This window comes from Acinetobacter sp. GN11, assembly GCF_054823985.1.
Window position 1 is genome coordinate 1 of record NZ_JRVL01000112.1, and the last position, 23,281, is coordinate 23,281.

Annotated in this window: 20 protein-coding genes; 12 read left to right on the top strand and 8 right to left on the bottom strand. The window is 38.8% G+C overall.

Annotation, left to right across the window (positions count from 1 at the left end; genetic code table 11):
- Positions 1 to 36 precede the first annotated feature (36 nt).
- On the top strand, positions 37 to 480 hold the full coding sequence (locus tag NL42_RS11265) for an RDD family protein (protein WP_005306468.1): 444 nt from the start codon (positions 37 to 39) through the stop codon (positions 478 to 480).
- Positions 481 to 535: 55 nt separating this feature from the next.
- On the opposite strand, the gene NL42_RS11270 is transcribed toward NL42_RS11265, so the two are convergent.
- On the bottom strand, positions 536 to 1,711 hold the full coding sequence (locus NL42_RS11270; protein ID WP_461312810.1) for a benzoate/H(+) symporter BenE family transporter: 1,176 nt from the start codon (positions 1,709 to 1,711) through the stop codon (positions 536 to 538).
- Positions 1,712 to 1,897: 186 nt separating this feature from the next.
- Here NL42_RS11270 and NL42_RS11275 point away from each other — a divergent pair, with 186 nt between their 5' ends.
- Positions 1,898 to 2,371, top strand: coding sequence for an Lrp/AsnC family transcriptional regulator (locus tag NL42_RS11275; RefSeq protein WP_336170364.1), 474 nt, complete (start codon positions 1,898 to 1,900; stop codon positions 2,369 to 2,371).
- Between the two features lie 51 nt (positions 2,372 to 2,422).
- On the opposite strand, the gene leuE is transcribed toward NL42_RS11275, so the two are convergent.
- From leuE to aceR, 3 genes are all read right to left on the bottom strand, one after another.
- The gene (leuE, locus tag NL42_RS11280; protein WP_049837344.1) at positions 2,423 to 3,073 is read right to left on the bottom strand and encodes a leucine efflux protein LeuE; all 651 of its coding nucleotides are present in this window, start codon (positions 3,071 to 3,073) and stop codon (positions 2,423 to 2,425) included.
- Between the two features lie 73 nt (positions 3,074 to 3,146).
- Positions 3,147 to 4,136: a transaldolase gene (tal, locus tag NL42_RS11285; protein WP_461312811.1), complete on the bottom strand. Its 990-nt coding sequence runs from the start codon at positions 4,134 to 4,136 to the stop codon at positions 3,147 to 3,149.
- Positions 4,137 to 4,266: 130 nt separating this feature from the next.
- Positions 4,267 to 5,160 carry an HTH-type transcriptional regulator AceR gene (gene aceR / locus NL42_RS11290; RefSeq protein WP_461312812.1) on the bottom strand — a complete coding sequence of 298 codons (894 nt, stop codon included), beginning with the start codon at positions 5,158 to 5,160 and terminating at the stop codon, positions 4,267 to 4,269.
- A gap of 90 nt (positions 5,161 to 5,250) precedes the next feature.
- Between aceR and aceI the strand changes: the two genes are divergently transcribed.
- Complete coding sequence (gene aceI / locus NL42_RS11295; protein ID WP_005073799.1) at positions 5,251 to 5,685, top strand: chlorhexidine efflux PACE transporter AceI; 435 nt, start codon at positions 5,251 to 5,253, stop codon at positions 5,683 to 5,685.
- Between the two features lie 61 nt (positions 5,686 to 5,746).
- Here aceI and NL42_RS11300 read toward each other — a convergent pair whose 3' ends face one another.
- On the bottom strand, positions 5,747 to 7,318 hold the full coding sequence (locus tag NL42_RS11300) for an acetyl-CoA C-acetyltransferase (RefSeq protein ID WP_461312813.1): 1,572 nt from the start codon (positions 7,316 to 7,318) through the stop codon (positions 5,747 to 5,749).
- A 235-nt stretch (positions 7,319 to 7,553) separates the two neighbouring features.
- Between NL42_RS11300 and NL42_RS11305 the strand changes: the two genes are divergently transcribed.
- The 3 genes from NL42_RS11305 (at position 7,554) to NL42_RS11315 (ending at position 11,205) form a co-directional block, all read left to right on the top strand.
- Complete coding sequence (locus NL42_RS11305; protein WP_060466581.1) at positions 7,554 to 8,945, top strand: 3-oxoacyl-ACP reductase; 1,392 nt, start codon at positions 7,554 to 7,556, stop codon at positions 8,943 to 8,945.
- A 74-nt stretch (positions 8,946 to 9,019) separates the two neighbouring features.
- Positions 9,020 to 9,874 carry a MaoC family dehydratase gene (locus NL42_RS11310; RefSeq protein ID WP_461312814.1) on the top strand — a complete coding sequence of 285 codons (855 nt, stop codon included), beginning with the start codon at positions 9,020 to 9,022 and terminating at the stop codon, positions 9,872 to 9,874.
- Positions 9,875 to 9,945: 71 nt separating this feature from the next.
- Positions 9,946 to 11,205: a serine hydrolase domain-containing protein gene (locus NL42_RS11315; RefSeq protein ID WP_461312815.1), complete on the top strand. Its 1,260-nt coding sequence runs from the start codon at positions 9,946 to 9,948 to the stop codon at positions 11,203 to 11,205.
- A 47-nt stretch (positions 11,206 to 11,252) separates the two neighbouring features.
- Here the strand turns inward: NL42_RS11315 and NL42_RS11320 are convergent, their stop codons facing one another.
- Positions 11,253 to 11,831 (bottom strand): TetR family transcriptional regulator, encoded by a 579-nt coding sequence (locus tag NL42_RS11320; protein WP_461312816.1) that lies wholly within the window; start codon positions 11,829 to 11,831, stop codon positions 11,253 to 11,255.
- A gap of 125 nt (positions 11,832 to 11,956) precedes the next feature.
- Between NL42_RS11320 and amvA the strand changes: the two genes are divergently transcribed.
- From amvA to NL42_RS11345, 5 genes are all read left to right on the top strand, one after another.
- Positions 11,957 to 13,435: a multidrug efflux MFS transporter AmvA gene (gene amvA / locus NL42_RS11325; protein WP_461312817.1), complete on the top strand. Its 1,479-nt coding sequence runs from the start codon at positions 11,957 to 11,959 to the stop codon at positions 13,433 to 13,435.
- A gap of 269 nt (positions 13,436 to 13,704) precedes the next feature.
- On the top strand, positions 13,705 to 15,486 hold the full coding sequence (gene cpaA / locus NL42_RS11330; protein WP_461312818.1) for a metalloendopeptidase CpaA: 1,782 nt from the start codon (positions 13,705 to 13,707) through the stop codon (positions 15,484 to 15,486).
- A gap of 22 nt (positions 15,487 to 15,508) precedes the next feature.
- Positions 15,509 to 16,144, top strand: coding sequence for a metalloprotease secretion chaperone CpaB (gene cpaB, locus NL42_RS11335; protein ID WP_461312819.1), 636 nt, complete (start codon positions 15,509 to 15,511; stop codon positions 16,142 to 16,144).
- A gap of 123 nt (positions 16,145 to 16,267) precedes the next feature.
- Positions 16,268 to 18,319, top strand: coding sequence for a DNA polymerase III subunit gamma/tau (locus NL42_RS11340; protein WP_461312820.1), 2,052 nt, complete (start codon positions 16,268 to 16,270; stop codon positions 18,317 to 18,319).
- A 315-nt stretch (positions 18,320 to 18,634) separates the two neighbouring features.
- A complete protein-coding gene (locus NL42_RS11345) occupies positions 18,635 to 20,863 on the top strand; it encodes a phosphocholine-specific phospholipase C (protein ID WP_461312821.1) in 2,229 nt (742 codons plus the stop codon).
- A gap of 48 nt (positions 20,864 to 20,911) precedes the next feature.
- Here NL42_RS11345 and NL42_RS11350 read toward each other — a convergent pair whose 3' ends face one another.
- Positions 20,912 to 21,346 carry an acyl-CoA thioesterase gene (locus NL42_RS11350; protein ID WP_461312822.1) on the bottom strand — a complete coding sequence of 145 codons (435 nt, stop codon included), beginning with the start codon at positions 21,344 to 21,346 and terminating at the stop codon, positions 20,912 to 20,914.
- Positions 21,346 to 22,503: an iron-containing alcohol dehydrogenase gene (locus tag NL42_RS11355; RefSeq protein WP_461312823.1), complete on the bottom strand. Its 1,158-nt coding sequence runs from the start codon at positions 22,501 to 22,503 to the stop codon at positions 21,346 to 21,348. Before NL42_RS11355 ends, NL42_RS11350 begins: the two co-directional genes overlap by 1 nt.
- A gap of 348 nt (positions 22,504 to 22,851) precedes the next feature.
- Between NL42_RS11355 and NL42_RS11360 the strand changes: the two genes are divergently transcribed.
- Entirely contained in the window at positions 22,852 to 23,163 is a 312-nt protein-coding gene (locus tag NL42_RS11360; protein WP_461312824.1) for a YcgJ family protein, read from the top strand.
- The last annotated feature ends 118 nt before the right edge of the window (positions 23,164 to 23,281 follow it).

Consider the following 23,281-nt stretch of genomic DNA (forward strand, 5'->3'; position numbering starts at 1 on the left):
TTTTTAGCTATTAAACAATAACAAAGCGAGGTGAGCATGACTTATAAGTATGAGTATGCAGGGTTCTGGTTAAGATTTGGTGCAATGATCATTGATACTCTTATTCTTTTTTTGGCTGTTATTCCAGCAGCATGGATTTTTTATCAAGGGGATTACGACTTAGTCTTTGCCACAGGTTTAAGTACTAAGCCACAAAATTATTGGTTCGATTTGATCGTGAACTATGCATTTCCTTTATTGTATTCAGTTTTATGTTGGCTGTATTTTGCAGGTACTCCAGGTAAACGATTGATGCGATTAAAAGTTTTAGATGAAAAAACAGGTAATAAGCTAACAGTCACGCAGAGTATCATTCGATATGTTGGCTATATTCCGTCAATTTTAGTGTTTGGTATTGGTCTTTTTTGGGTCGCATTTGATGCTAAAAAACAAGGCTGGCATGACAAAATGGCAAAATCAGTGGTAGTAAGAGAATTATAAAATAAGACTAAAAAGCGCTCATAGCATTGAAAAAGGGGCTATGAACGCTTTTTTATTAACTTTTTTTGACTTTAAATTTAAGTACTAAAAACACAATAAGACCGACAATAAGCCCCCAAAAGGCTGAGCCAATACCAAAAAATTGAATGCCCGAAGCACTGCATAAGAAGGTAAATAATGCAGCTTCACGGTCTTCAACAGGGCCAAAGGCAAGCGCAATGTTATGGCTAATGGTACCAAGTAATGCGATGCCAGCTAAAGCTACAATAAAAATATGAGGAAAAGACATGAGTAAGCTTGTGAGTGTTGCTGCAAATAGTCCCATCAATGCATAGAAAAAACCAGAGCTTATGCCAGCAATATAGCGTTTACTTGGGTCAGGATGAACCTGATCGTCAAGGCATACAGCTGCACTAATCGCAGCAATATTAACGCTATAGCAACCAAAAGGTGCAAGCAAAACTTGGGTTAAACCAGTCCAGCCAATCAGTTGGTTAACATGTGGTTTGTAGCCATAACTTTTAATCATGGCAATACCTGGTAAATATTGCGAAGCCATACTAATTACAAATAGTGGTAGAGCTAAGCCCAAAAGAGCAGACCAGCTAAAGACAGGACTAATCCAAACAGGTTTAGCCAAAGACCAGTGAAGCGTAGGCATATGAAAGTCTAAAAACATAGGGCAGAGCACAACACCAGCAAGTGCTGTGAACACGATGCTATAACGCGGCCATAATCTTTTTGTAATGATATAAATGACGAGCAAAGATAAAACGAATGCCCAATCATTTTGTAAACTTGCGAAAAGTGAAATACCAAATTTAAGTAAAACGCCTGCAAGCATGGCACTGGTTAAGCTTTGTGGAATATATGAAAGTGCTTTTTGGAAAATTCCTGAAAAACCTAAAATCGCTGTCAGTAAACCAACAACTAAAAAAGCACCAATTGCTTCATTTATGCTATATCCACCGCCAGTTGCAATAATTAAAGCGAGACCAGCGGTTGACCATGCAGTTGCTACAGGGTATTTAAATTTCCACGAAAGAATAAGGCCTGATAAACCAAGACCCAAACCTAAAGCCCAAAACCAAGAGGTGATCTGCTCGGGTGAAGCACCTAAAGCTTGTGCAGCCTGAATCACTAAAATAGCCGAAACACTAATACCAATAAGAAAGGTAATGAAACCCGCGAATACGGCTGGAATAGAAAAATCTTGAAGAATCTTTTGCATAGCTAAATGTTCTAAATCCCTGAAAAATTAATATGTTTCTGCCTTTGCTTTCAGCTCGATAAATCTAACAATTTTTTTAAAGAAGGTGCTTTCTATTTTTAATCTAAAATGGAAATAATATTTTTAAAATATCGAATAATGCTATTATTCCTTCCATAAATAACACTAAATTTGGAATATCGTTTTATGGAAGAGCAGGCTGAAAGTTTGACAGTTCTTGAACTTAAAATTATGCGTGCTTTACAAGAAAATGGGCGCTTAAGTAATGCCGAATTGGCTAAGCTCGTAGGCATAAGTACGTCATCTTGTTGGAATCATACTCAGCGTCTTTTTAAGATTGGGGCAATTCTAGATGTACGCGCTCGGATCAATCCGAGCATGGTGCAACGTGATACGGTAGTACTCGTTGGAGTGGTTTTAGACCGCTCAACCCCAGACAGCTTTCAAGCATTTGAACAAGCATCGGGTGATTTGGAAAATGTTTTAGAGTGTTATCTGGTTGCTGGAGAAGTCGATTATTTTCTAAAAATTCGTGTTAAAGATTTAGCTGCGTTTAACCGATTCCATAGTGAAAAGATTATTGCTTTACCTGGAGTAAGGCAGGTCAGAACATTTTTTGTGCTCAATGAAGTTAAAACAGATGGCATGCTGGCATTTTAACAGCTCATCATGTTTTAACTTTATAGTGTAAAAACGGATAGATAAAGACTATTAGATCGTTGAGGTTGCTAGTTTTAGACCGAATCCGAAGAATAGAATTCCGACTAAAAAAATACTACTCGCTGCAATTTTATGGTTTTGTTTAAAAAATGCTGAAAGTTTAATTCCAGAGAAGATTAATGCCGTTAAATAGCTAAAACTAATCACCTGTAAAATAACCGCTAAAATTAAAAAGCTTAGAGCTGGGTAAGCATAGTCAGGTTCAACAAATTGAACAAAGAAAGATAGGAAAAATAAAATCGCTTTAGGGTTGAGTAAACTAATACTGAGTGCTGTTTTATAAGGATGAACTTTATCTAAAGCAGGTAAATCCGCCATTTCTGGTTGTGGCTGATTACGTTGTTTCCAGCGTTGGATACTACCTTGTAAGAGTTTAAAACCTAAATAAGATAGGTAAAGCGCACCTGTTAGTTTAAGAATAACAAATACCCATGGAAATGCTTTAAGTAAAGAAGCAGCCCCAAGTACGGTACACAGCATTAAAATGAGATCGCCAGTAAAAATACCTAATGCGCCCATATATCCGGTTTTAATGCCATAACGTGAAGCAATTGACATCACATATAGAGAGTTGGGTCCTGGCAATAACACAATTAGGAATGTACCAATAATATATGTTGTTAGATCTGTTATGCCGAACACGAGAAACCCAATAAAAAACCGATTTTTGCCATGATAACAAAAATCGGTGATTTTGTATGAAAAGTACAGTTTTTTAAGGTTTAATTTCAGCATCAATTCCAAAAGATTGACGTAATAAAAAACTTAATTGGTCACGGGCTTTAATAAAGCCATCAACACCACCTTGTAAAAGTTGGAATGCCATTAAGTCATGATTAAGTTCGTCTTTAAAACTTTGTTCATTCTGAGCTGGTCTAACAATAGCCTCTGCTTGCTTTGATTTAGTCGCATCAAGAGCTGCATCAACTGTACGCGTATCTTGCTCAAGCTGGCTAAGTAGGCCAGGAGAGATCGTTAGCAAATCACATCCTGCAAGTCCAAGCACTTGATCAATGCTACGGAAGCTCGCACCCATCACTTGAGTAGGAATATTTTGCTGTTTGTAGTAAGTGTAGATTTTCTTAACTGAGACCACACCTGGGTCTTTTTCGATTGGGTAAGCGTCTACGCCTTCAGCTTTTTTGTACCAGTCTAAGATACGGCCTACAAATGGTGAAATTAAAGTTACTTTAGCATCTGCACAAGCTTGAGCTTGATGTAAGCCGAAAAGGAGAGTGAGGTTACAAGCAATACCTTCAGCTTCAAGTACTTTAGCAGCTTGAATACCTTCCCAAGTTGACGCGATTTTAATCAGAATACGTGACTGATCAATACCATAACCTTTGTAAAGTTCACATAATTCATGTGCTTTTTGAATGGTGGCTTCAGTGTTGTATGAAAGTGCAGCATCAACTTCTGTAGAAACACGGCCTTCAATGAGTTTTAAAATTTCTACGCCAAATTTTACAGTTAAAATATCAATGGTTCTTTCAATGAGCTCATCACTTTTATAGCCTTCTTCTTTGGCTTGATAATAAGCATCTTCAATGAGCTCTTTACTTTCAGGTTGTTCTGCCGCTGCCGTAATCAATGAAGGGTTTGTTGTTGCATCTAGAGGACGAAATTTACGAATTGCATCAAGGTCACTACTATCGGCAACAACGGTCGTTAATGTTTTTAATTGGTCAAGTGCTGTATGAGTCATTGATATTCAACATCTTCAGTAATAAATCTTATGTTTTCTTTATAGCACAAAGTCTATTCATGCTGTCGATATATCAATTGTTATATTTCAAAGAAAAACGTTTAGATTCTGCATCTCAATTGAAATAATTTTAAGGTACCTGTTGCGTTCGTTGCTTACGGATATGTTCAATGAGGAATCTGGCAGCAGCACCGAGCTCACTTTCACGGCTCCATACTAAATCTACGTAATATTCAAATCTTGGAGTGAAATCTAATAAATTCAATATTTTAAGTTTGTTTTTTAATTCAGGGTTTTCTTTAAACATTTCTTGAGGAAGAACACCCCAACCTAGATTGCGTAAAATCATTAAACAAGCAGAGTGGTGGTTGTCTGTACGCCAATAATGTTTCGAAAATAGCAATTCAGGTTTTAAAGTCTCATCTCGGCTTGCAACTACAATTTGTCTTGTAGTAAGGATTTGTTCATAAGAAACTTGATTTTGGCTTGCTAAAGGATGGCTATTTGAAATAACTGGAATTAAAGCCTCACGTTTAAGTTCTACAAATTGTTCTCTGTTATCTAGGTGTTCGCGTTCAAACATGAGTGCTAGTTGGGCAGAGCCGTCTAATAACATTTGAAGTGCATCTTCTTGAGGGGCAGACACAATATTGATTTGTAAGTCTGGAAAACGACTTTCTAAAAGACAAATATAGTCGGTCCAATTGGTGTATAAAAGTTCAGAGACAATCACAAGAGTTAAATTGGCCTCTAACCCTGTACTTAACGCGTGAGCATGTTGTTTCCATTGATTCATCTCAATTAAAAGTTGAGATGTCTTTTCGTATAACACCCGTGCTTCGTCAGTAGGGATGGGTTCACGGCCTTTACGGTCAAATAAAGTCAAGTCCAGATCAATTTCTAAGTTGGCAATAGACATGCTTACAGCTGAAGGAACTTTTCCAAGTTTTCGTGCTGCTGCTGAGAAGGAGCCTGTTTCAATCACGGCCTGAAACATGAGTAACTGTTCTTGATTAATATTCATCTGTCAAAAAAACTGAAAGAACCTGATTGGATTAATCAATATTATAAAAATAAAATGCACATTATCCAAGTTATTATTGAGTATTTAAAAATGTTGATTTCCAAGAGAAGGCTCATTCATGCAATCAGTTATGAAGGAATTTTATTGGTCATCATTGCGATTGCATTAAGTTTTATTTTTGATATGCCAATGGATGTAACTGGAACACTTGGTGTGTTCATGGCAGTAGTTTCAGTTTTCTGGAATATGATTTTTAACCACTATTTCGAAAAAGTAGAGCATAAATATAATTGGGAAAGAACGATCCCTGTGCGGATTTTACATGCGATAGGTTTTGAAGGTGGTTTGCTGATTGCAACAGTGCCGATGATTGCATATATGCTTCAGATGAGTGTAATTGATGCGCTTATTTTAGATATTGGTTTAACCTTATGTATTTTGGTCTATACCTTCATTTTCCAATGGTGTTATGACCATATCGAAGATAAGTTTTTCCCAGATGCTAAAGCAGCATCACTTCATTAAAAATTAAGTTGTTAAACTAAAAAAGCACCCATCAGGGTGCTTTTTTAGGTGAATCGTAGAATTATTTCTCTACGATTGCTACAACGCCTTCACCACCTGCTGTACAGATCGAGATTAATGCGCGGCCTGAACCTTTTTGATTAATCAATTTAGCAGCGGTTGCCAAGATACGACCACCAGTTGCAGCAAATGGATGGCCTGCACCTAAAGATGAACCATTTACGTTCAGTTTAGAACGGTCAATTGAACCCAAAGGTGCATCTAAACCAAGACGTTCTTTACAGAATTTTTCATCTTCCCAAGCTTTCAATGTAGACAACACCTGAGATGCAAATGCTTCATGAATTTCGTAGAAATCAAAATCTTGAAGTTTAAGGTTTGCACGCTTAAGCATACGAGGTACTGCATAAGCAGGAGCCATTAATAAACCTTCTTTAGGGCCATTTTTACCAATGAAGTCAACAGCAGCTGTTTCAGAGAAAGAAAGGTAAGCTAAAATTTCATGACCATTTTCTTTTGCCCATTCTTCAGAAGCAAGCAATACAACAGAAGCACCGTCAGTTAACGGAGTTGAGTTACCCGCTGTCATTGTTGCAGTTTCGCCTTTACCGAAAACTGGCTTCAATTTAGCAAGTTTTTCAACTGTGCTGTCTGCACGTAAGTTGTTGTCACGGTTAAGACCTAAGAATGGAGTGATTAAGTCGTCAAAGAAACCACGTTCATAAGCAGCAGCAAGTTTTTGATGGCTGCTTGCAGCTAACTCGTCTTGAGCTTCGCGAGTAATACCCCATTCTAAAGCAGTAATTGCTTGGTGCTCACCCATTGAAAGGCCAGTACGTGGTTCACCATTGCTTGGAGCATCAAGAAGCTTTTTAAAATCAATTTTTGTTAAAGCTTTAAGACGGTCTTTACCAGTCTTAGCAACATTGAGCTCAAGTAAAACTTTACGTAAGCCATCACCTACAGCGATCGGTGCATCAGAAGTTGTATCTACACCACCTGCAATACCTACATCGATTTGACCAAGTGCAATTTTGTTTGCAACAACAAAAGCTGCTTGTAAACCTGTACCACAAGCAATTTGAATGTCATAAGCAGGAGTTTCAGGAGCAAGATCTGTGCTCAATACAACTTCACGAGTCATGTTGAAGTCACGGCTATGTTTTAAAACAGCACCCGCAACGACTTCACCAATACGCTTACCTTGTAAGTTAAAGCGCTCAACCAAACCATTCAATGCTGCTGTCAGCATGTCAGAATTAGACGCTTTAAAATAAGCAGTATTTGAACGTGCAAATGGAATACGGTTGCCACCAATAATTGCAACGCGGCGAACAGTGTTTTGGCTCATGGTTTTATCCTGTTGAACAGAAGTTTTGGTTTTTGTTGCTTTTGGTGCTGCAACTACATTATTAGAAGATGTAGATGGGGTTGCTGTAGCAGCGCTCTTATTACGAGGGCTACGTGCAGGTGCAGTCGTTGAACGAGTACGTGTCGTTTTTGGAGTATTAGTTGCTGCTTTAGGAGTTGTGCTGTTACGCTTAGCCGTGTTAGAAGCCGGCTTTGATGTATTTGACACTTTTTCTTCAGCAGAATTCTCGACTGCTGGATTTTCTTGAGTTGTCTTGCTCATAAGGCTTTTCCAAGCATATTAACGATATTCTTATTAGCTACATTAACACAATTCAAATAGACCTGTATTGACTAGAATGACATTGTAGATAGCATTCAGGTCAAGACATCCAAAGATGAACTCAAGTATGATTTGGAGTAACTCTAATGAACGACTGATTTCATATTGTTGCTATTCATCTCATAACATAATGAAGCCTGTCGTAGAAAATTCATTTCTTTGAGAGATAATAATCATGACTGATCAATACCAAGCATTTACACAATCTCCTATTGGTAAATTCGTTGTTAAAAATCTGGGTTTACCATCACCAGTTGCATTAGAGCGTTTTGAAAGTGCTCAGCCAGTAGTGAATGGTGCAGTATTGGTTGGCGCAGCGCCGTCAAGTGTATTGTCTGGTGCGATTGCACAAGTACTTAGCAATATTCATGCTGACAGCTATGTAGGCAATAATGTTGCATTACAACAAGAAGCTGCAAAAGTTGGTTTAAATTTACGCCCATTCAATGCAGGCGACAAAGAATCAAAATTCAAAGCAGTAGTATTTGATGCCTCTGGTATTCAAAACTCAGAACAGTTAAACGAACTTTATAAATTCTTTAACCCGATTGCACGTCAAGTTGCTACTTCTGGTCGTGTGATTGTCATCGGTACAACTCCTGAAACTGCAAAAACTGTAAAACAGGCGATTGCTCAGCGTGCACTTGAAGGCTTTATCAAATCTGTAGGTAAAGAATTTAAAAAGGGTATTACTGCGCAAGTTGTCTATGTTGATGAAGGTGCTGCTGCAAACCTTGAATCAACTTTACGTTTCTTGCTTTCTCCACGTTCAGCTTATGTGTCTGGTCAAGTTGTTCGTGTGTCTAAAGCAGATGTGGTCGATGTTGACTGGGCAAAACCGCTTGCTGGTAAAACTGCATTAGTAACTGGTGCGAGCCGTGGTATTGGTGAGGCAATTGCACATGTGCTTGCACGTGATGGCGCTCATGTTATTTGTTTAGATGTGCCACAACAACAAGCTGACCTTGACCGTGTAGCTGCTGACATTGGTGGTTCTACATTGGCAATTGACATTACTGCTGCCGATGCAGGCGAAAAAATTAAAACTGCTGCCGCAAAACAAGGTGGTTTAGATATTATTGTTCATAACGCGGGTATTACGCGTGACAAAACTTTGGCAAACATGAAGCCAGAGCTTTGGGATCTAGTGATTAACATTAACTTGTCTGCTGCTGAGCGTGTAAACGACTACTTGTTAGAAAACGATGGTCTAAATGCAAATGGCCGTATTGTTTGCGTATCATCAATTAGTGGTATTGCAGGTAATCTTGGTCAAACGAACTATGCTGCGTCAAAAGCTGGTGTGATTGGTCTAGTGAAATTTACTGCGCCTATCTTAAAAAATGGTATTACCATTAACGCAGTAGCACCTGGCTTTATCGAAACTCAAATGACGGCGGCAATTCCGTTTGCAATTCGTGAAGCTGGTCGCCGTATGAACTCAATGCAACAAGGTGGTTTACCTGTGGATGTTGCAGAAACGATTGCATGGTTTGCTTCAACTGCTTCTACAGGCGTAAATGGCAATGTTGTACGTGTCTGTGGTCAAAGCTTGTTGGGCGCTTAAGCACTTTTAACTAAAAAGGGGTGCTTGTGCATCCCTTTTTTATTCAAGAATCTATAAATTATAAAAGGTTAGGTATGAATACTCGTCATTTTAGCCAGCTACCGAAAGCGGCATTAGCTTACCCAAAAGTGGTACAAGGTTTAATTTTTAAAAAGCCGAAAGGTCCAAAAATCTTACCGCAAGTTGAATATGTGGTAGATACTCTAGAAATTGATCAGAGTCATCTCAAAGCTTATAACGAAGTATGTGGCTTTAAAAATAATGGCTTTGTACCCGCAATTTATTTGGCTGTGCTTTCTCAAAGTTTGCAAATGCACATGATGACGGCAGAAGCTTTTCCATTTCCGATTTTAGGTTTAGTCCATATTCGTAACCAGATTAAACAAACCAGACCGATTGGTGTGACTGAAAAACTCACTCTGTCATGTAAATTTGGGGAACTAAAACCGCATGATAAAGGTGTTCAGTTTGACTTTATTACAACTGCAAAAGTTGGCAACGAAGTCGTAATGGAAGGCTTAACGACTTATTTATCTCGTCAAAAAGTCGAGAAAAGAGTAGGTGAGAAAGCCAAAGAAGATCAAGTACCAGCGTATGTTCCAAAGGCCCAGTGGGATATTTTAGAAAACACAGGTCGTCGTTATGCGAAAGTGTCTGGTGATTTTAACTTAATTCATATTCATGCCATTACTGCAAAAGCATTTGGTTTTAAGCAGGCAATTGCACATGGCATGTGGAGCAAAGCTAAAGCGCTAGCGAACCTTGAATTACCAAATGCTTATGAAGCAGATGTGTGGTTTAAGTTACCAATGTTCTTACCGTCAAAAGTTGAGTTCTTAACTGCCAATGCAGATAAAAAGACTGATTTCTTGATTCGTAATGCGAAATCACAAAAACCGCATGTTGCAGGAACTGTAAAAGCATTATAAAAATATCAGCAGCCTGAACAGAGGGTTGGGCTGCTTTTGAGCAAAATAACAAAAAATGCAAGGAACTTCATGTGATTAAAGAAATTTTACTGGCCGATACCCATAACTATCACGGTATTTTAGATGAACGTTTTATTGATTTAGCTCACCAGTTCAGCCGTCTTCAAGATGCTAGAACAGGACAAGGTGGAGCTGCATTAGCGGTTTATTTTAGAGGCCAGAAAGTTGTAGATATTTATACAGGTCTCAAATCACAAACTGAAGCTTGGCAACCTGAAACTTTGGCAGTTTGCTACTCTACAGGTAAGGGTGTACTTGCAACTTTAGCGCATATTTTAGTAAGTGAAGGTTTTTTAGAATACGACAAACCGATTGCGACTTATTGGCCTGAGTTTGCTCAAAATGGTAAAGAGCAAATGACTTTACGTCATGTGCTAAGTCATCAAAGCGGCATGTTTGATATTCGAAATATCATCGAAAGTGCGAGGGAAATGCTCGACTGGTCACATATGTTAAATGTGATTGCAGCGACTAAGCCTAGATTCCTTGCCGGAGAGGGTAATGCTTATCAAGCTTTAACATTTGGTTGGCTTGTCGGTGGCGTGCTTGAAAAAGCAACTGGTCAATCTTTAGATCAGCTCATGCAAAAATATCTCGTTGAACCGTTGCAGTTAGACGGCGCTTATTTTGGTACGCCTGCAAGTGAGCTAGACCGTGTAGCACGTTTAATTATTCAACCTAAGCTAGAAAAACCAGCATCTACCCAAGTTGAAAAACCTAAAAAGCCTCAAGCACGTAAGAGTTCACTCTCTGAAAAAATGATTACGTGGACGGGGCAAGATCCGCAAGATTTTCAGGATGCCATGATTCCAAAAGGAATGAAGCATTTTAGTTTCTTTAGTGATGAAGGATTGCAAGCAGTCATTCCAGCGGCAAACGGCACCTTTACTGCAAATAGTCTTGCTAAAATTTATGCGATGTTGGCAAATCACGGTGAATGGGATGGACAGCAACTTATTCGCCCAGAAGTATTTAAAGAGCTCAGTACCATTCAAAGTTATGCACGTGATCGTGTCATGCCAATTCCGATGAATTGGCGTTTAGGATATCACCGCATTATTACCATGGGTAAACGCGCTAAAAATGGCTTTGGACATATTGGTTACAATGGTTCAGGGGCGTGGTGCGATCCTGAGCGCGACCTGAGTTTTGCCTATACTCATAACTTTCAAATTGGTTCAATCACGGGTGATTACCGTTTGTGGGGGCTGACTCAAGAAGCCTTACGTTGCACTGACCAAATTTTAAAAGGTCGTAAAGGCTGGTTCTAATTTTAGTGTTTTAAAGCTGGTATTCTAATTAATGCCAGCTTCTATATTTATAATAATTCTAGGCGAATAATCGCTTCAGTATGACGCTTGAAGTCTTCTTCAGCTAAACCTTGTAAACCAAGTTGATAAATACCTTCTAATCCGCATACAAAGGCAATGAGTCGCCAAGCTATGTCTGTTGAATTAGATGTATTTTTAAACTCGCCTTCTTTCTTGCCACATTCAATCGCTTGGACAATAGATTCATGCCAACTTTGCATGGCAAGGTTATAAGCCTTTTGTATTTCAATATCTTGTTCAATCAAGAGTTCAGCTTCATTCCATAATCTTAAATACGGCTGAAGTCTATCTATGTTTTCTGCGCCTAATAAGATGAATAGCCTTTGAAATTGACTGGTCGTTTGTAGGGCTTGTTCAATTTCATCAAGTTGTTCCATGAGCTTTAAAAAAGCTTCGGCTTTTAAATGAGATGCCGAGGAAAAGTGGTGGTGAACCTGTCCGGTTGATGTTTGTGCTTCTGTTGCGATTCTACGCACTGTCATGGCTGTAAAACCTTCAGCCAAAGCAACTTGCATGGCAGCTTGCAGAATCATTTCTCTGCGTTGATCGCGATTAAGATAGGCCATGTTTCTTTCACCTGACTGAATTCGACACAAATTACATTAAAACTAAAAGTTGGACAAGTGTCCAATTGCGTATATAATAACCATGATTTGAACACATGTCCAAGTTTTGGATATTGAAGAGCGTTATGCAAAAAAAATGGTTAATCCTGACAATTATCGTCCTTATTTATTTACCCGTTACGATTGATGCAACGGTGATGCATGTTGCAACTCCATCTTTAAGTACAGCATTGAATTTAACTGCCAATCAGCTTCTATGGATCATTGATATTTATTCACTGATTATGGCGGGTTTGATTTTGCCTATGGGTGCACTCGGTGATCGTATAGGCTTTAAAAAATTATTATTTATTGGAACTGCTATTTTTGGTGTTGGTTCCTTGGCTGCGGCTTTTTCTCCAACAGCTTACGCCTTAATAGCTTCCCGTGCTGTTTTGGGCCTAGGGGCGGCCATGCTTATTCCTGCTACTTTATCAGGCATTCGTAATGCCTTTACCGAAGAAAAGCAGAGGAATTTTGCACTTGGTCTTTGGTCTACAGTGGGTGGTGGCGGAGCAGCTTTTGGTCCATTGGTTGGTGGATTTGTACTAGAACACTTTCATTGGGGAGCAGTATTCCTCATCAATATCCCGATTATTTTAGTGGTTCTGGTTATGATCGCGATGATCATTCCTAAACAGCAAGAAAAAACTGATCAACCAATTAACTTAGGACAAGCTTTAGTGTTGGTTGTGGCAATTTTAAGTCTGATCTATTCAATCAAATCGGCTATGTACAACTTCTCGGTACTCACAGTCGTGATGTTTGTGGTTGGGGTAAGTGCTTTAATTCACTTCATTCGAAGCCAAAAAAGAACTACCACACCAATGATTGATCTGGAGTTATTTAAACATGCAGTGATTTCTACCAGCATTGTCATGGCTGTAGTTTCCATGATTGCTTTGGTTGGCTTTGAATTACTCTTGTCCCAAGAGTTGCAGTTTGTGCATGGGTTTTCTCCATTACAGGCAGCCATGTTTATTATTCCATTTATGATCGCGATTAGTTTGGGTGGTCCATTAGCCGGAATCTGTTTAAATAAATGGGGACTTAGACTTGTATCTACTGTTGGTATTTTAATAAGTGGCTTTAGTCTATGGGGGCTTGCTCAGCTTAACTTTTCGACTGATCACTTCTTAGCATGGACATGTATGGTCTTTTTAGGCTTTAGCATTGAGATTGCTTTACTTGCTTCAACTGCTGCGATTATGTCATCTGTACCGCCTCAAAAGGCAAGTGCAGCAGGTGCGATTGAAGGTATGGCTTACGAGCTTGGTGCTGGTTTAGGTGTCGCTATTTTTGGGTTAATGTTGTCTTGGTTTTATAGCCGCTCAATTATTTTGCCAGAAGAGCTTCCGACGAACTTAATTGAAAAAGGGAGTATTTCGATTGGTGAAACCATGCAATTAGCATCTAAGCTTGAAAATCCTTTAGGAGGGCAATTGGTTGCAGTTGCTCAGCAAGCTTTTAGCTATGCCCATAGTTGGGTGCTTACAATCTCTGCAATTTGTTTTTTCCTTTTAACTGTATTTGTCTGGTTTAGCATCCCAAAGAAAGTAAATTAAAAAATCTAAACTAAAGGATAAAAAGAGAGGCTATCTTTCTTTTTATCCTTATAAATCTTTTTAATATTTTCCTCATATTGAAATATTTTGGTTATTTAATTCTCATAACAAAATTATTCTTTAATCGGTTTCATATTTTTTATTTCAAAATGATTCAATATTCATGTAATTGAAATTTAATAGAAAATCAATCGACCGAAAATTGACTACAAAAAAATGGTTTGCTAACCTGCTATTCGAAAAACTAAAAACAAATAAAAGAGGCTGCTGTGAATTTCAAATTAAAAACATCATTCATTATCGGAGCAATTGTTGCATCTTCACTTGTGTATGCTGCAACTGTACTTTCACCCAATCAGAATAATAATAGTGGATCAATTCCATCGGGTTATTCAGATTTAGAATTTTCTTTAGCAAATGGTAACTGGACCAAAAACCTATCTTTACCATCTAGCGCGAATAATTTAGACAAAATTACGGTTCGTTCAAGTGCTGCTTATAGTAGTTATTTAGATACTTCAAACACGAATATTCCATTAGAAGTGTTGAAGATAAATAGCGGGGATGTTTACCAATTCGTCTTTAATCGTAGTCAAAATAAATGGATCGCTCAGTTAGCAACAGTGAGTCCTACCAACGGTGCTAACTATGAAGTTGTACCTTTAACAACTGCATCAATGCAAAAAGTACTCATTCAAGATAGCAAATGGGCACAAACCATTGCATTACCAAGCGATGTACGTGATGGAACAACTGTACAAATTGTTTCTACAGCAAGTGCAAGTTCATACATTGATAAGACAAACTTATTATTCCCAAGCAGTTTCTCATTAAAAAATGGCTCTGAATATTGGTTTAAATATTATTCTGCTTTAGGAAAATGGGTTCCAGAATATATAAAACCTCAGAAGCTAAATGTTCAGCAAATTGGAACTTCTTTAGCCGCGGTAAGTAGCCCACTTACAGAAGTTTCATTTGGAGATGGGAACTGGGTTTCTAATTTTACGCTACCAGCGACTGCAAGTGATCGAGATAGAATTATTATCAAGTCTACGGCGACTTGGTCAGCAAAAATTAATAATACCAATGTTAATAGCCAAGCAACTTTAACGCTTAAGACTGGCGATCAATATGAGTTTATGTATGTAAGTGACAAAGGATATTGGCAGTTGATCTCTTCACCAACAAAGATAATTGATTCAACGGCGACAATCCCTGCAACTTTACCGAATATGACTCAACCTGTTTTAAAGGTAAAACTTGCTACCTCAAATTGGCAACCTACCTTGCAGCTACCAGCTAAAGCTCAAGTCGGGGATAAGGTCGTTATTGTGTCAAATGCATCGGCAGACACCTTTATTAATGCGGCTAATGGTTTGTCTACAGCAATTAAAAATGGTGAAAACCGCCGTTTTATTTACACCGCTCAAGGCTGGACAGTAGATAGTTATACAATTGATATGTTGTTGGTTTCTAGCCCAGAGGTAAATTCAATTTTGGGAGAGAACGCCGCAAAACTGAGAATGATTGAAGGTGTCAATTTAACGAATTTAACTGCTGAAAATTCAAATGCACGTTTTTACTTGAGAGATGTGGGCTATTTAACTTATAAAATCCCCGCTGCCACTTTAAAAGAAGCAATTTCTACTGGACGAGATGATACGACGGTACAAAATGAGCGAAAACGTGTATTGGCAGACGGCGTCTATTATCAAGGTAATGAGCCTGGCGATGGTGGTTGTGGTTGGGCTTGGATCAATGCTTCTGCATATAACATGATTGGCGCAAATGATATTGCGGGTTGTTCGTTTGCAGCTATGCGCCATGAGGTCGGGCATAATCTTGGTCTATATCATAATGGTTCAACCAATATTGGCTCAGGCTTTGCCCATCCTTTAGGAAGTACTGCAATGGGGGGTAATAATATTAATTTTTATTCTAGCCCGTATCTTTATAACCCTAAATATGGTGTTCGTTTGGGTGAAGAAGGAAAAATTGATGCAGTCAGTGTAATTAACCTGAATGTGCAGAAAATTTCTCTATATAACTAATCTTTATTCTTAGCTGTAAATAATGAAAAAAAATAAATTGTTAATAGGAACTGCTATCGCTTGTTTGGCGCTAGCGGTTCTCATATGGCTCGCATTTTCACAGCAGAGTTCTTCTGCTTTAACGTCATCTGCAGATAGCCAGAAAGATGAAGTTGGCTTAAAGCGAGTTGAAAGTCAGAATGGTTTTGCTCGTCAAAATACAATAAATCTTAGTCCGTCAGAGAAAGAGAAGTTGTCCAAACAACAAATTGTTTTTCATGAGATAGAGAAAAATCAGCTGCCTTCTAATGTTAATTTTCCATTGATTAAAAATGCACAAGGCATGGTGATTAAATATGATCCAAATGTGATTGAACTTAAAAAAGTGGGTGACACGGTTAAGTTTCAAATGTTGGAATATGGCATTAATCGCACAGGAAAAATTGTAGAGATTGAACCTGTTGATCAAGATATTATTCGATGGACTGGAAAATTTGATCAGGGCGATCCGAATCAGAATTTCTTTACCATTACCCAAAGTCAAAAAGACCATTATACGATCATGCAGATTTTTACCGAAAAAGGAAATTATTCTGCTGAAATTAAGGACGGAGTTGGGTTAGTACAGACGATGGATGATGGAGTCACTGATCAGGAGCTACATCATGATCATCCATAGACAAATAAAGGGTTCTGGTAGAGAAAAGAAGCCAGTTCGCAGTTTATCTGTACGGATATGAGCTTTTTGCGTTCACACTCTTTTAAAAACAAAGTATGCTTATGCCTGTAACAAGGAGCATACATGTATCAAGTACTTGCTAGAAAATACCGTCCACGTAATTTCAATGAGTTAGTGGGGCAAAACCATGTTTCTCGTGCATTAAGTAGTGCATTGGAACGCGGTCGTCTACACCATGCTTATTTATTTACAGGAACGCGTGGTGTAGGTAAAACTACAATTGCACGTATTTTAGCCAAGTGTTTAAACTGTGAAACGGGTGTGACTTCTACGCCATGTGAAGTTTGTGCAACCTGTAAGGCGGTAAATGAAGGTCGTTTTATTGACCTGATCGAAATCGATGCTGCTTCAAGAACAAAAGTAGAAGATACGCGTGAACTTTTAGACAACGTTCCTTATGCACCAACGCAAGGTCGTTTTAAAGTTTACCTGATTGACGAAGTACATATGCTATCGACGCATTCTTTTAATGCGTTATTAAAAACACTAGAAGAACCACCAGAACACGTTAAGTTTCTTTTTGCCACGACTGATCCGCAAAAGCTACCGATTACAGTCATTTCACGTTGTTTGCAATTTACCTTACGACCATTAGCAGTTGATGAAATTACAAAGCATCTTGGCACTATTCTTGAAAAAGAACAGATTGTTTCTGACCAAGATGCAATTTGGCAAATTGCCGAGTCAGCTCAAGGTTCATTGCGTGATGCATTATCTTTAACCGATCAGGCAATTGCCTATGGTCAGGGTGCTGTACAGCATCAAGATGTTAAAGAAATGCTCGGTCTAATTGATCGCACCATTATTTATGATTTGATTTTAGCGATTCATCAAAACCAACGTGAGAAAGTTAGTCAGCTTTTATTGCAATTTAGACATCAAGCACTAGACGTTTCTCTTGTGCTTGATCAGTTGGTTTCGACAATACATGAATTGGCAATTTTGCAATATCTACCTGATTTGAGTTTGAAATATAGCGAAGAAATCAATCGCAAAATTATGCAACTGTCTAAGCTGATTTCTGCTCAAGATTTACAACTGTATTATCAAATTGCATGTAAAGGCCGTTCAGACTTGCAACTTGCTGTGACGCAAGAGCAAGGTTTTGAAATGTGCGTTTTACGCTTATTGGCATTCCGTCCTTTAGCACCTAATGAAATTTTGGTGTCCGAGCCTGTTCAGCAAAATGAACAAGCAGTAGTGGGCCTGAGTCAACAGGCCCAGCAAACAGCTCAGGAGATTACTCCAGTAAATACTGTGCAGCCAGTTGAAGTTATTAGCCAACCCGCTATGATTGAACCTGAACCTGAACCTGAACCTGAACCTCGGTCTAATCAGGATTTAATGGTATTTGACCCAAATCATAATGAGTTGATTGGGTTTGAGTCAGCACCTGTTCAAGAGACCGTTAGTGTTTTGAATGAAGATTTCATTCCAGTGCCAGAACAAAAGTCAGTACACGTTCAGATGGAAACTCAGGCCAGAAATATTGAACCTGAACCAGCTTTCACTGCTGAGCCGATGGGTTTATTTGAAACGCCTAGTGCTGATTTTTCACTTGCCCAAGATATGCCTGTTACTCATGATGTAGCTTTAGAACCTGTTGTCGAGCAATCGTTACTGGTGGAAACCCCAGAGGCGATTGAGAAGGTTGAAGTTGTAAAAGAAGTTAGTGCAACTGATAACGGGCAGCTTATGCCTCAAGACATTTTGAAGCTAACCACGCAAACCTTAGAAGGCGAGTGGACACTAGCAAAATGGGAATATTGGTTTAGAACTAGTCAACTTTCTCCAGCCGTTCAAGAGCTTGCTCAGCATGGCGTGATGACAGGTCAAATTGGTGGCAATACAGTTTTCCATATTCCTCAAGAATATGAAAATATGCTGACTCAATTACAGCAAGGTCTTATTGATGCATTAAATGAGGAATGGCCTGATACCCAATTTACAGTTGAATATGGTGCTGTAAATACGGTTACACCATATACCATTCAAAGTGCGCGTAAAGAAAAAGCCTTTCAAAGAGCAGCTGAGTTATTACAACAACAGCCAGTCATTAAAAGCCTCATAGAGACCTTTGATGCTGAGCTTGAAAACATTCAATTAAAGCCTTAACTTTTTAGTCCTGTGATGAGCTTGGAAATTATACGATTCCACGCTTTTTCACGGGATTGAAACATTCAGGTCACGTCACTGTCATTGTACTTTTCTATGTTAGCCATTTTAGATTTTAAATGGATTGTACATAGACATGAAAAGGCAATACGCAGGAATAACTTCTTTTAAATATTCATATTTTTTATTGATCAGCGCACTTTTGCTGAGTGGCTGTAACGACTCATCAAATGATAATTCAAATGCACCAGACACAGGTAAAAAGCCTGTAATGCGCTGCGCTCCTTAAACTTAAATAATAAAAAGAACCTGATCATGATTACACGTCGTAAATTTTTAAATTACTCTTTAAATATGGGCTTTGGCGCTGCAGCATTGGCGGCTTTCCCATCTAGTATTCAAAAAGCTTTGGCAATTCCTGCAAACAATAAAACACGCACAATTCAAGACGTTGAACACGTTATTATTTTAATGCAGGAAAACCGATCTTTTGATCATTATTTTGGAACATTAAAAGGCGTTCGAGGTTTTGCTGATCGTTTTACGATTCCTCTACCGAGTGGCCGCCGTGTATGGGAGCAACTCAGAAGTAACGGGCAAGTTTTAACGCCTTTTCACTTAGATGGCACAGCTAATAATGCACAGCGTGCAGATGGTACCCCGCATACGTGGAATGACAGTCAGTTGGCTTGGGACAATGGGCGCATGGCGAATTGGCCAGCCCATAAAACTGATATATCCATGGGTTATTTTAAAGAAAAAGAAATTCCATATCAGTTTGCACTTGCGAATGCCTTTACGATCTGTGATGCCTACCATTGCTCTATGCACACCGGAACAGATGCAAACCGCTCTTTTCATTTAACCGGTACAAATGGGGCGACACCAACTAAGCGATCATTTGTAAACAATGAATGGGACTGGATTGATGGTAACCCCGCTACGGCAGATCGCGGTTATACATGGAAGACTTATGCTGAGCGTTTGGAAGAAGCAGGGGTAAACTGGATTTGTTATCAAAATATGCCAGATGAATGGGGCGATAACATGCTTGGGGCATTTCGTACGTTCAGAAAAGCCAATATTGCATCTGGTTATCCTGTTGCAAGCGGTGGTGAACCAAACAAACCATATGCCGACACGGGACAAAAGCTACCATATAAAGCTTATGAAGCAGCGACTGATAATGCCAAAAATCCATTATATAAGGGCATTGCAAATACTTTACCGGGCAATAAACCTGAAGAATATCTTGATTCTTTTAAACGAGATATTCGTGAAGGCAAATTGCCGCAAGTTTCTTGGATTAATGCGCCGTCAATTTACTGTGAACATCCAGACCCTTCAAGCCCAGTTCAAGGGGCATGGTTTATTCAAGAAATTATTGATGCATTAACTGCTGTGCCAGAGGTTTGGAGTAAAACTGCACTGATTATCAATTTTGATGAAAATGATGGTTACTTTGACCACGTACCATCACCATCTGCGCCATCTCGGCTCAAAAATGGTCAGTATGCAGGGAAATCGACATTAAGCAGTGCTGACATGAAGGACGAATATTTTGATCATGCTGCGCCTGAGGGAAGCCATTCTCAGCCTACGCCTGATGGACGTGTTTATGGTCCGGGTCCTCGTGTTCCGTTATATGTGATTTCCCCATGGAGCCGTGGTGGCTGGGTGAACTCGCAAGTGTTTGACCATACTTCTGTGCTTATGTTTTTAGAAAAACGTTTCGGTGTAAAAGAGCCGAATATCAGTCCATACCGCCGTGCAGTGTGTGGTGATTTAACCAGTGCATTTAACTTTAAAACACCAAATGCAGATGTTTTACCTCAGCTCAATGGTAAACAGACACGTTTGCAGGCAGATGAGCTAAGAGAAAACCAAGAAGCTTTGCCAGCTGTACCTGTACCAACGGATATTAAGTTACCGATTCAGCAAAGTGGTATACGTCTATCGCGTGCGCTACCTTACGAACTGCACACCAGCGCGCGCTGTAAAGCCGATGGTAAAGTGCAATTGATATTCTCTAATACAGGTCAGCAAGCAGCGGTTTTTCATGTATATGACAAACTTAACCTAGATCTTATTCCAAAGCGTTATATTGTTGAGCCGAATAAAACTTTAGATGATGAATGGGATGCTTTAAAAGATAACTTGGGCCGTTATGACCTATGGGTACTTGGCCCCAATGGTTACCATCGTCACTTCAAAGGCGATACTCAACGTATTGTTGATAGTGGCGTTAAACCTGAAATTCGAGTGTGCTATGACATTGCCAACGGTGATGTTTATGTCGAACTCATGAATGAAGGAACCAAGGACGCACTTTTGACGGTAAAACCTTGTGCATATCGACAAGATGCGCCGTTACACCTTACCGTAAAAGCGGGTCAAGTCGTTAAGCAACATTGGGCTTTGGCTGACGTAGGTCATTGGTATGATTTTGAAATCACGAGTCAGAGTGATCCGTATTATTACCGACGTTTTGCTGGCCGAGTCGAAACGGGAGAAGATTCTTTTAGTGATCCTGCAATGATGTAAGTTTAGGTGGGCAAAAAGAACAGATCATTTTCTTTTTGCCCCATTTTTTTATAATAAATAACTTTTTAAAGCTTCACGAACTGACTCAGAAATGGGCACAGTCTTACGCGTTTCGCGGTCTACAAACACATGCACAAAATGTCCTTGAGCTGAGGCTTGCTCTTGACCTTGTTTAAAGATTGCCAATTCATAACGTAGAGAAGTCGTACCGATTTTACCAATCGCGACGCCCACTTGAATAATTTCTGGAAATGACAACTCTTTAAGAAAACTACATGCTGAATCAACCACTAAGCCAATTGATTTTGCTTCATGAATATCAAAACCTGTTTTTTGAATGAGTAATGCATTGGCTGCTGTATCGAAGTAGCTATAGTAAGTCACATTATTCACATGACCATAAATATCGTTATCTGCCCAACGCGTTTGAATATCTAAAAAGAACTTAAATTGATCGCGAGTTTTTAAAACTGGTTTAGTCATCAATGAATCGCCTGATAAATTGCCAAAGCAGCAGCCTCTGTCATGTCACGAGGGTTATTTTGTAGCAAGCGAGTTTGTAGCATGGCATCTTGAGCAAGCTTAGGTAGACTAGACTCTTCAATATTCAAATCTCTAAGCTTTAAGACCAAACCACTACGATCTAAATGGTTTTGCATATGGTCAATAAACAGATCACACAAACCATCTGTGCTGCCATTGCTATATGGATCTAGCCATTGCATCAGTTCCGCATAGTATTTTTTTGCATTTGGTGCATTAAATTTTAATACTTCAACTAACACTAAAGCATTGGTATGGCCATGCGATAAATGAAAATGTCCGCCAAGTGGGTAAGCTAAAGCATGCACAGCAGCAACAGGTGAGTTAGCAAACGCTTGACCCGCGAGCATTGAACCAAAAAGCATGTTTTGACGTGCTTCTAAATCATTACCCTCTTTAAGAACTTTCGGTAAGTTATGGTTTAGTAGCTTTAAAGCATTCTTAGCTAAAATATCTGTGTATATATTCTTCTTGTGTTTAGAAGTATATGCCTCAATAGCATGTACCATCGCATCGATACCTGTTGCAGCTGTAATATGTGCTGGAAGGTTTTGAGTAAAAGTAGCATCAAGAATCGCAGTGTCGGCGTACAGTACTGGCGAGACAATCCCCATTTTTGTTGTCTCACCAGTAGTCACAATTGAAATAGGCGTTACTTCAGAACCTGTACCGGCTGTCGTTGGAATTAAAATAAGAGGTAGGCGAGCAGTGGTTACTTGGTTTACGCCATACATGTCTTGCAAACTTTGGGCCTGGTTGGGGTGCGCGAGCAGAGCAATTACTTTTGCAACATCTAAAGAACTACCACCGCCAAAACCAATAATGGCATCTACATTTTGCTGTTTTGCATAATTGGCAGCATCTAAAATGACTTGTTCTGGTGGGTCAGCTTGAACATCGGCATAAATGACATGTTCAATATTAAGCGTATCTAAAATTTGAATGATGGGAACATGTAATTGATTTTTGATCATGCCTGCATCAGTCACTAGTAACAACTTACGGTAAGCTTTTGAAGACAAAACATTCTGTAATTCTTGTATAGAGCCTAAGCCTGAGATGATATTTGGAACGGTTTGAAATTGAAAATGGCTCATATACGTTATTTCCTTATTTTTGAACATTATTGTAGAAGGGTTCTTTAGGATTAAATCTTTAAGTAACTTAGCATAAGACACTTTAAAATAAAGTAGTTCTGAAGTGATTATGTTGAGTGTTGTATGAGATATGCACTACTTTCATATAGTAGGATGGGGAAGGTAGGCGGAGATCACGCAAGGTATTTAAACGTTTATGGAAAGGTGGGCTTTTTGTTATTTATACTGTTTGGTAGATTTTCCTGAAGACTACTAATTCATATAATGCCCTAACAATTTATAATTTTATTCGGTTCAAAAGTGAAAATTTCTAAAACTGTACTTAGTCTTATTGGATGTTCTTGTTTAATGCTTAGCTCAGTAACAATGGCGAAAACCAGCTCTAGCGTCTATTCACCTAAAAATGGTGTAATTTGTGACAAATATATCTGCGCTGACAAGAAAGGTGTATCTAAAAAACTTACAGCCAAATACTTAGGAACTAACAAAGCGAACAGAGCATTCTCTCAAGGTGATTTTGATACTTCAGCATTCACACTCTCAAATGGTGTGTTCTGTGATACCAAAACAAAACTATGCCATGTTGATCGATACTTTGAAAATGGACATCGTAGTAAAGTTGATAGAAAAATGACGGATAAACTTTTTAAAAATAAATGATTTTTATCCTAGTTTTACTAAAAAGCCCATAATAATTGGGCTTTTTTTATATCTAAATAAAGAATGAAATGAACAGGAAAAATAATCTAAGAGTTAGATTAAGAAAAGAATTCTATTT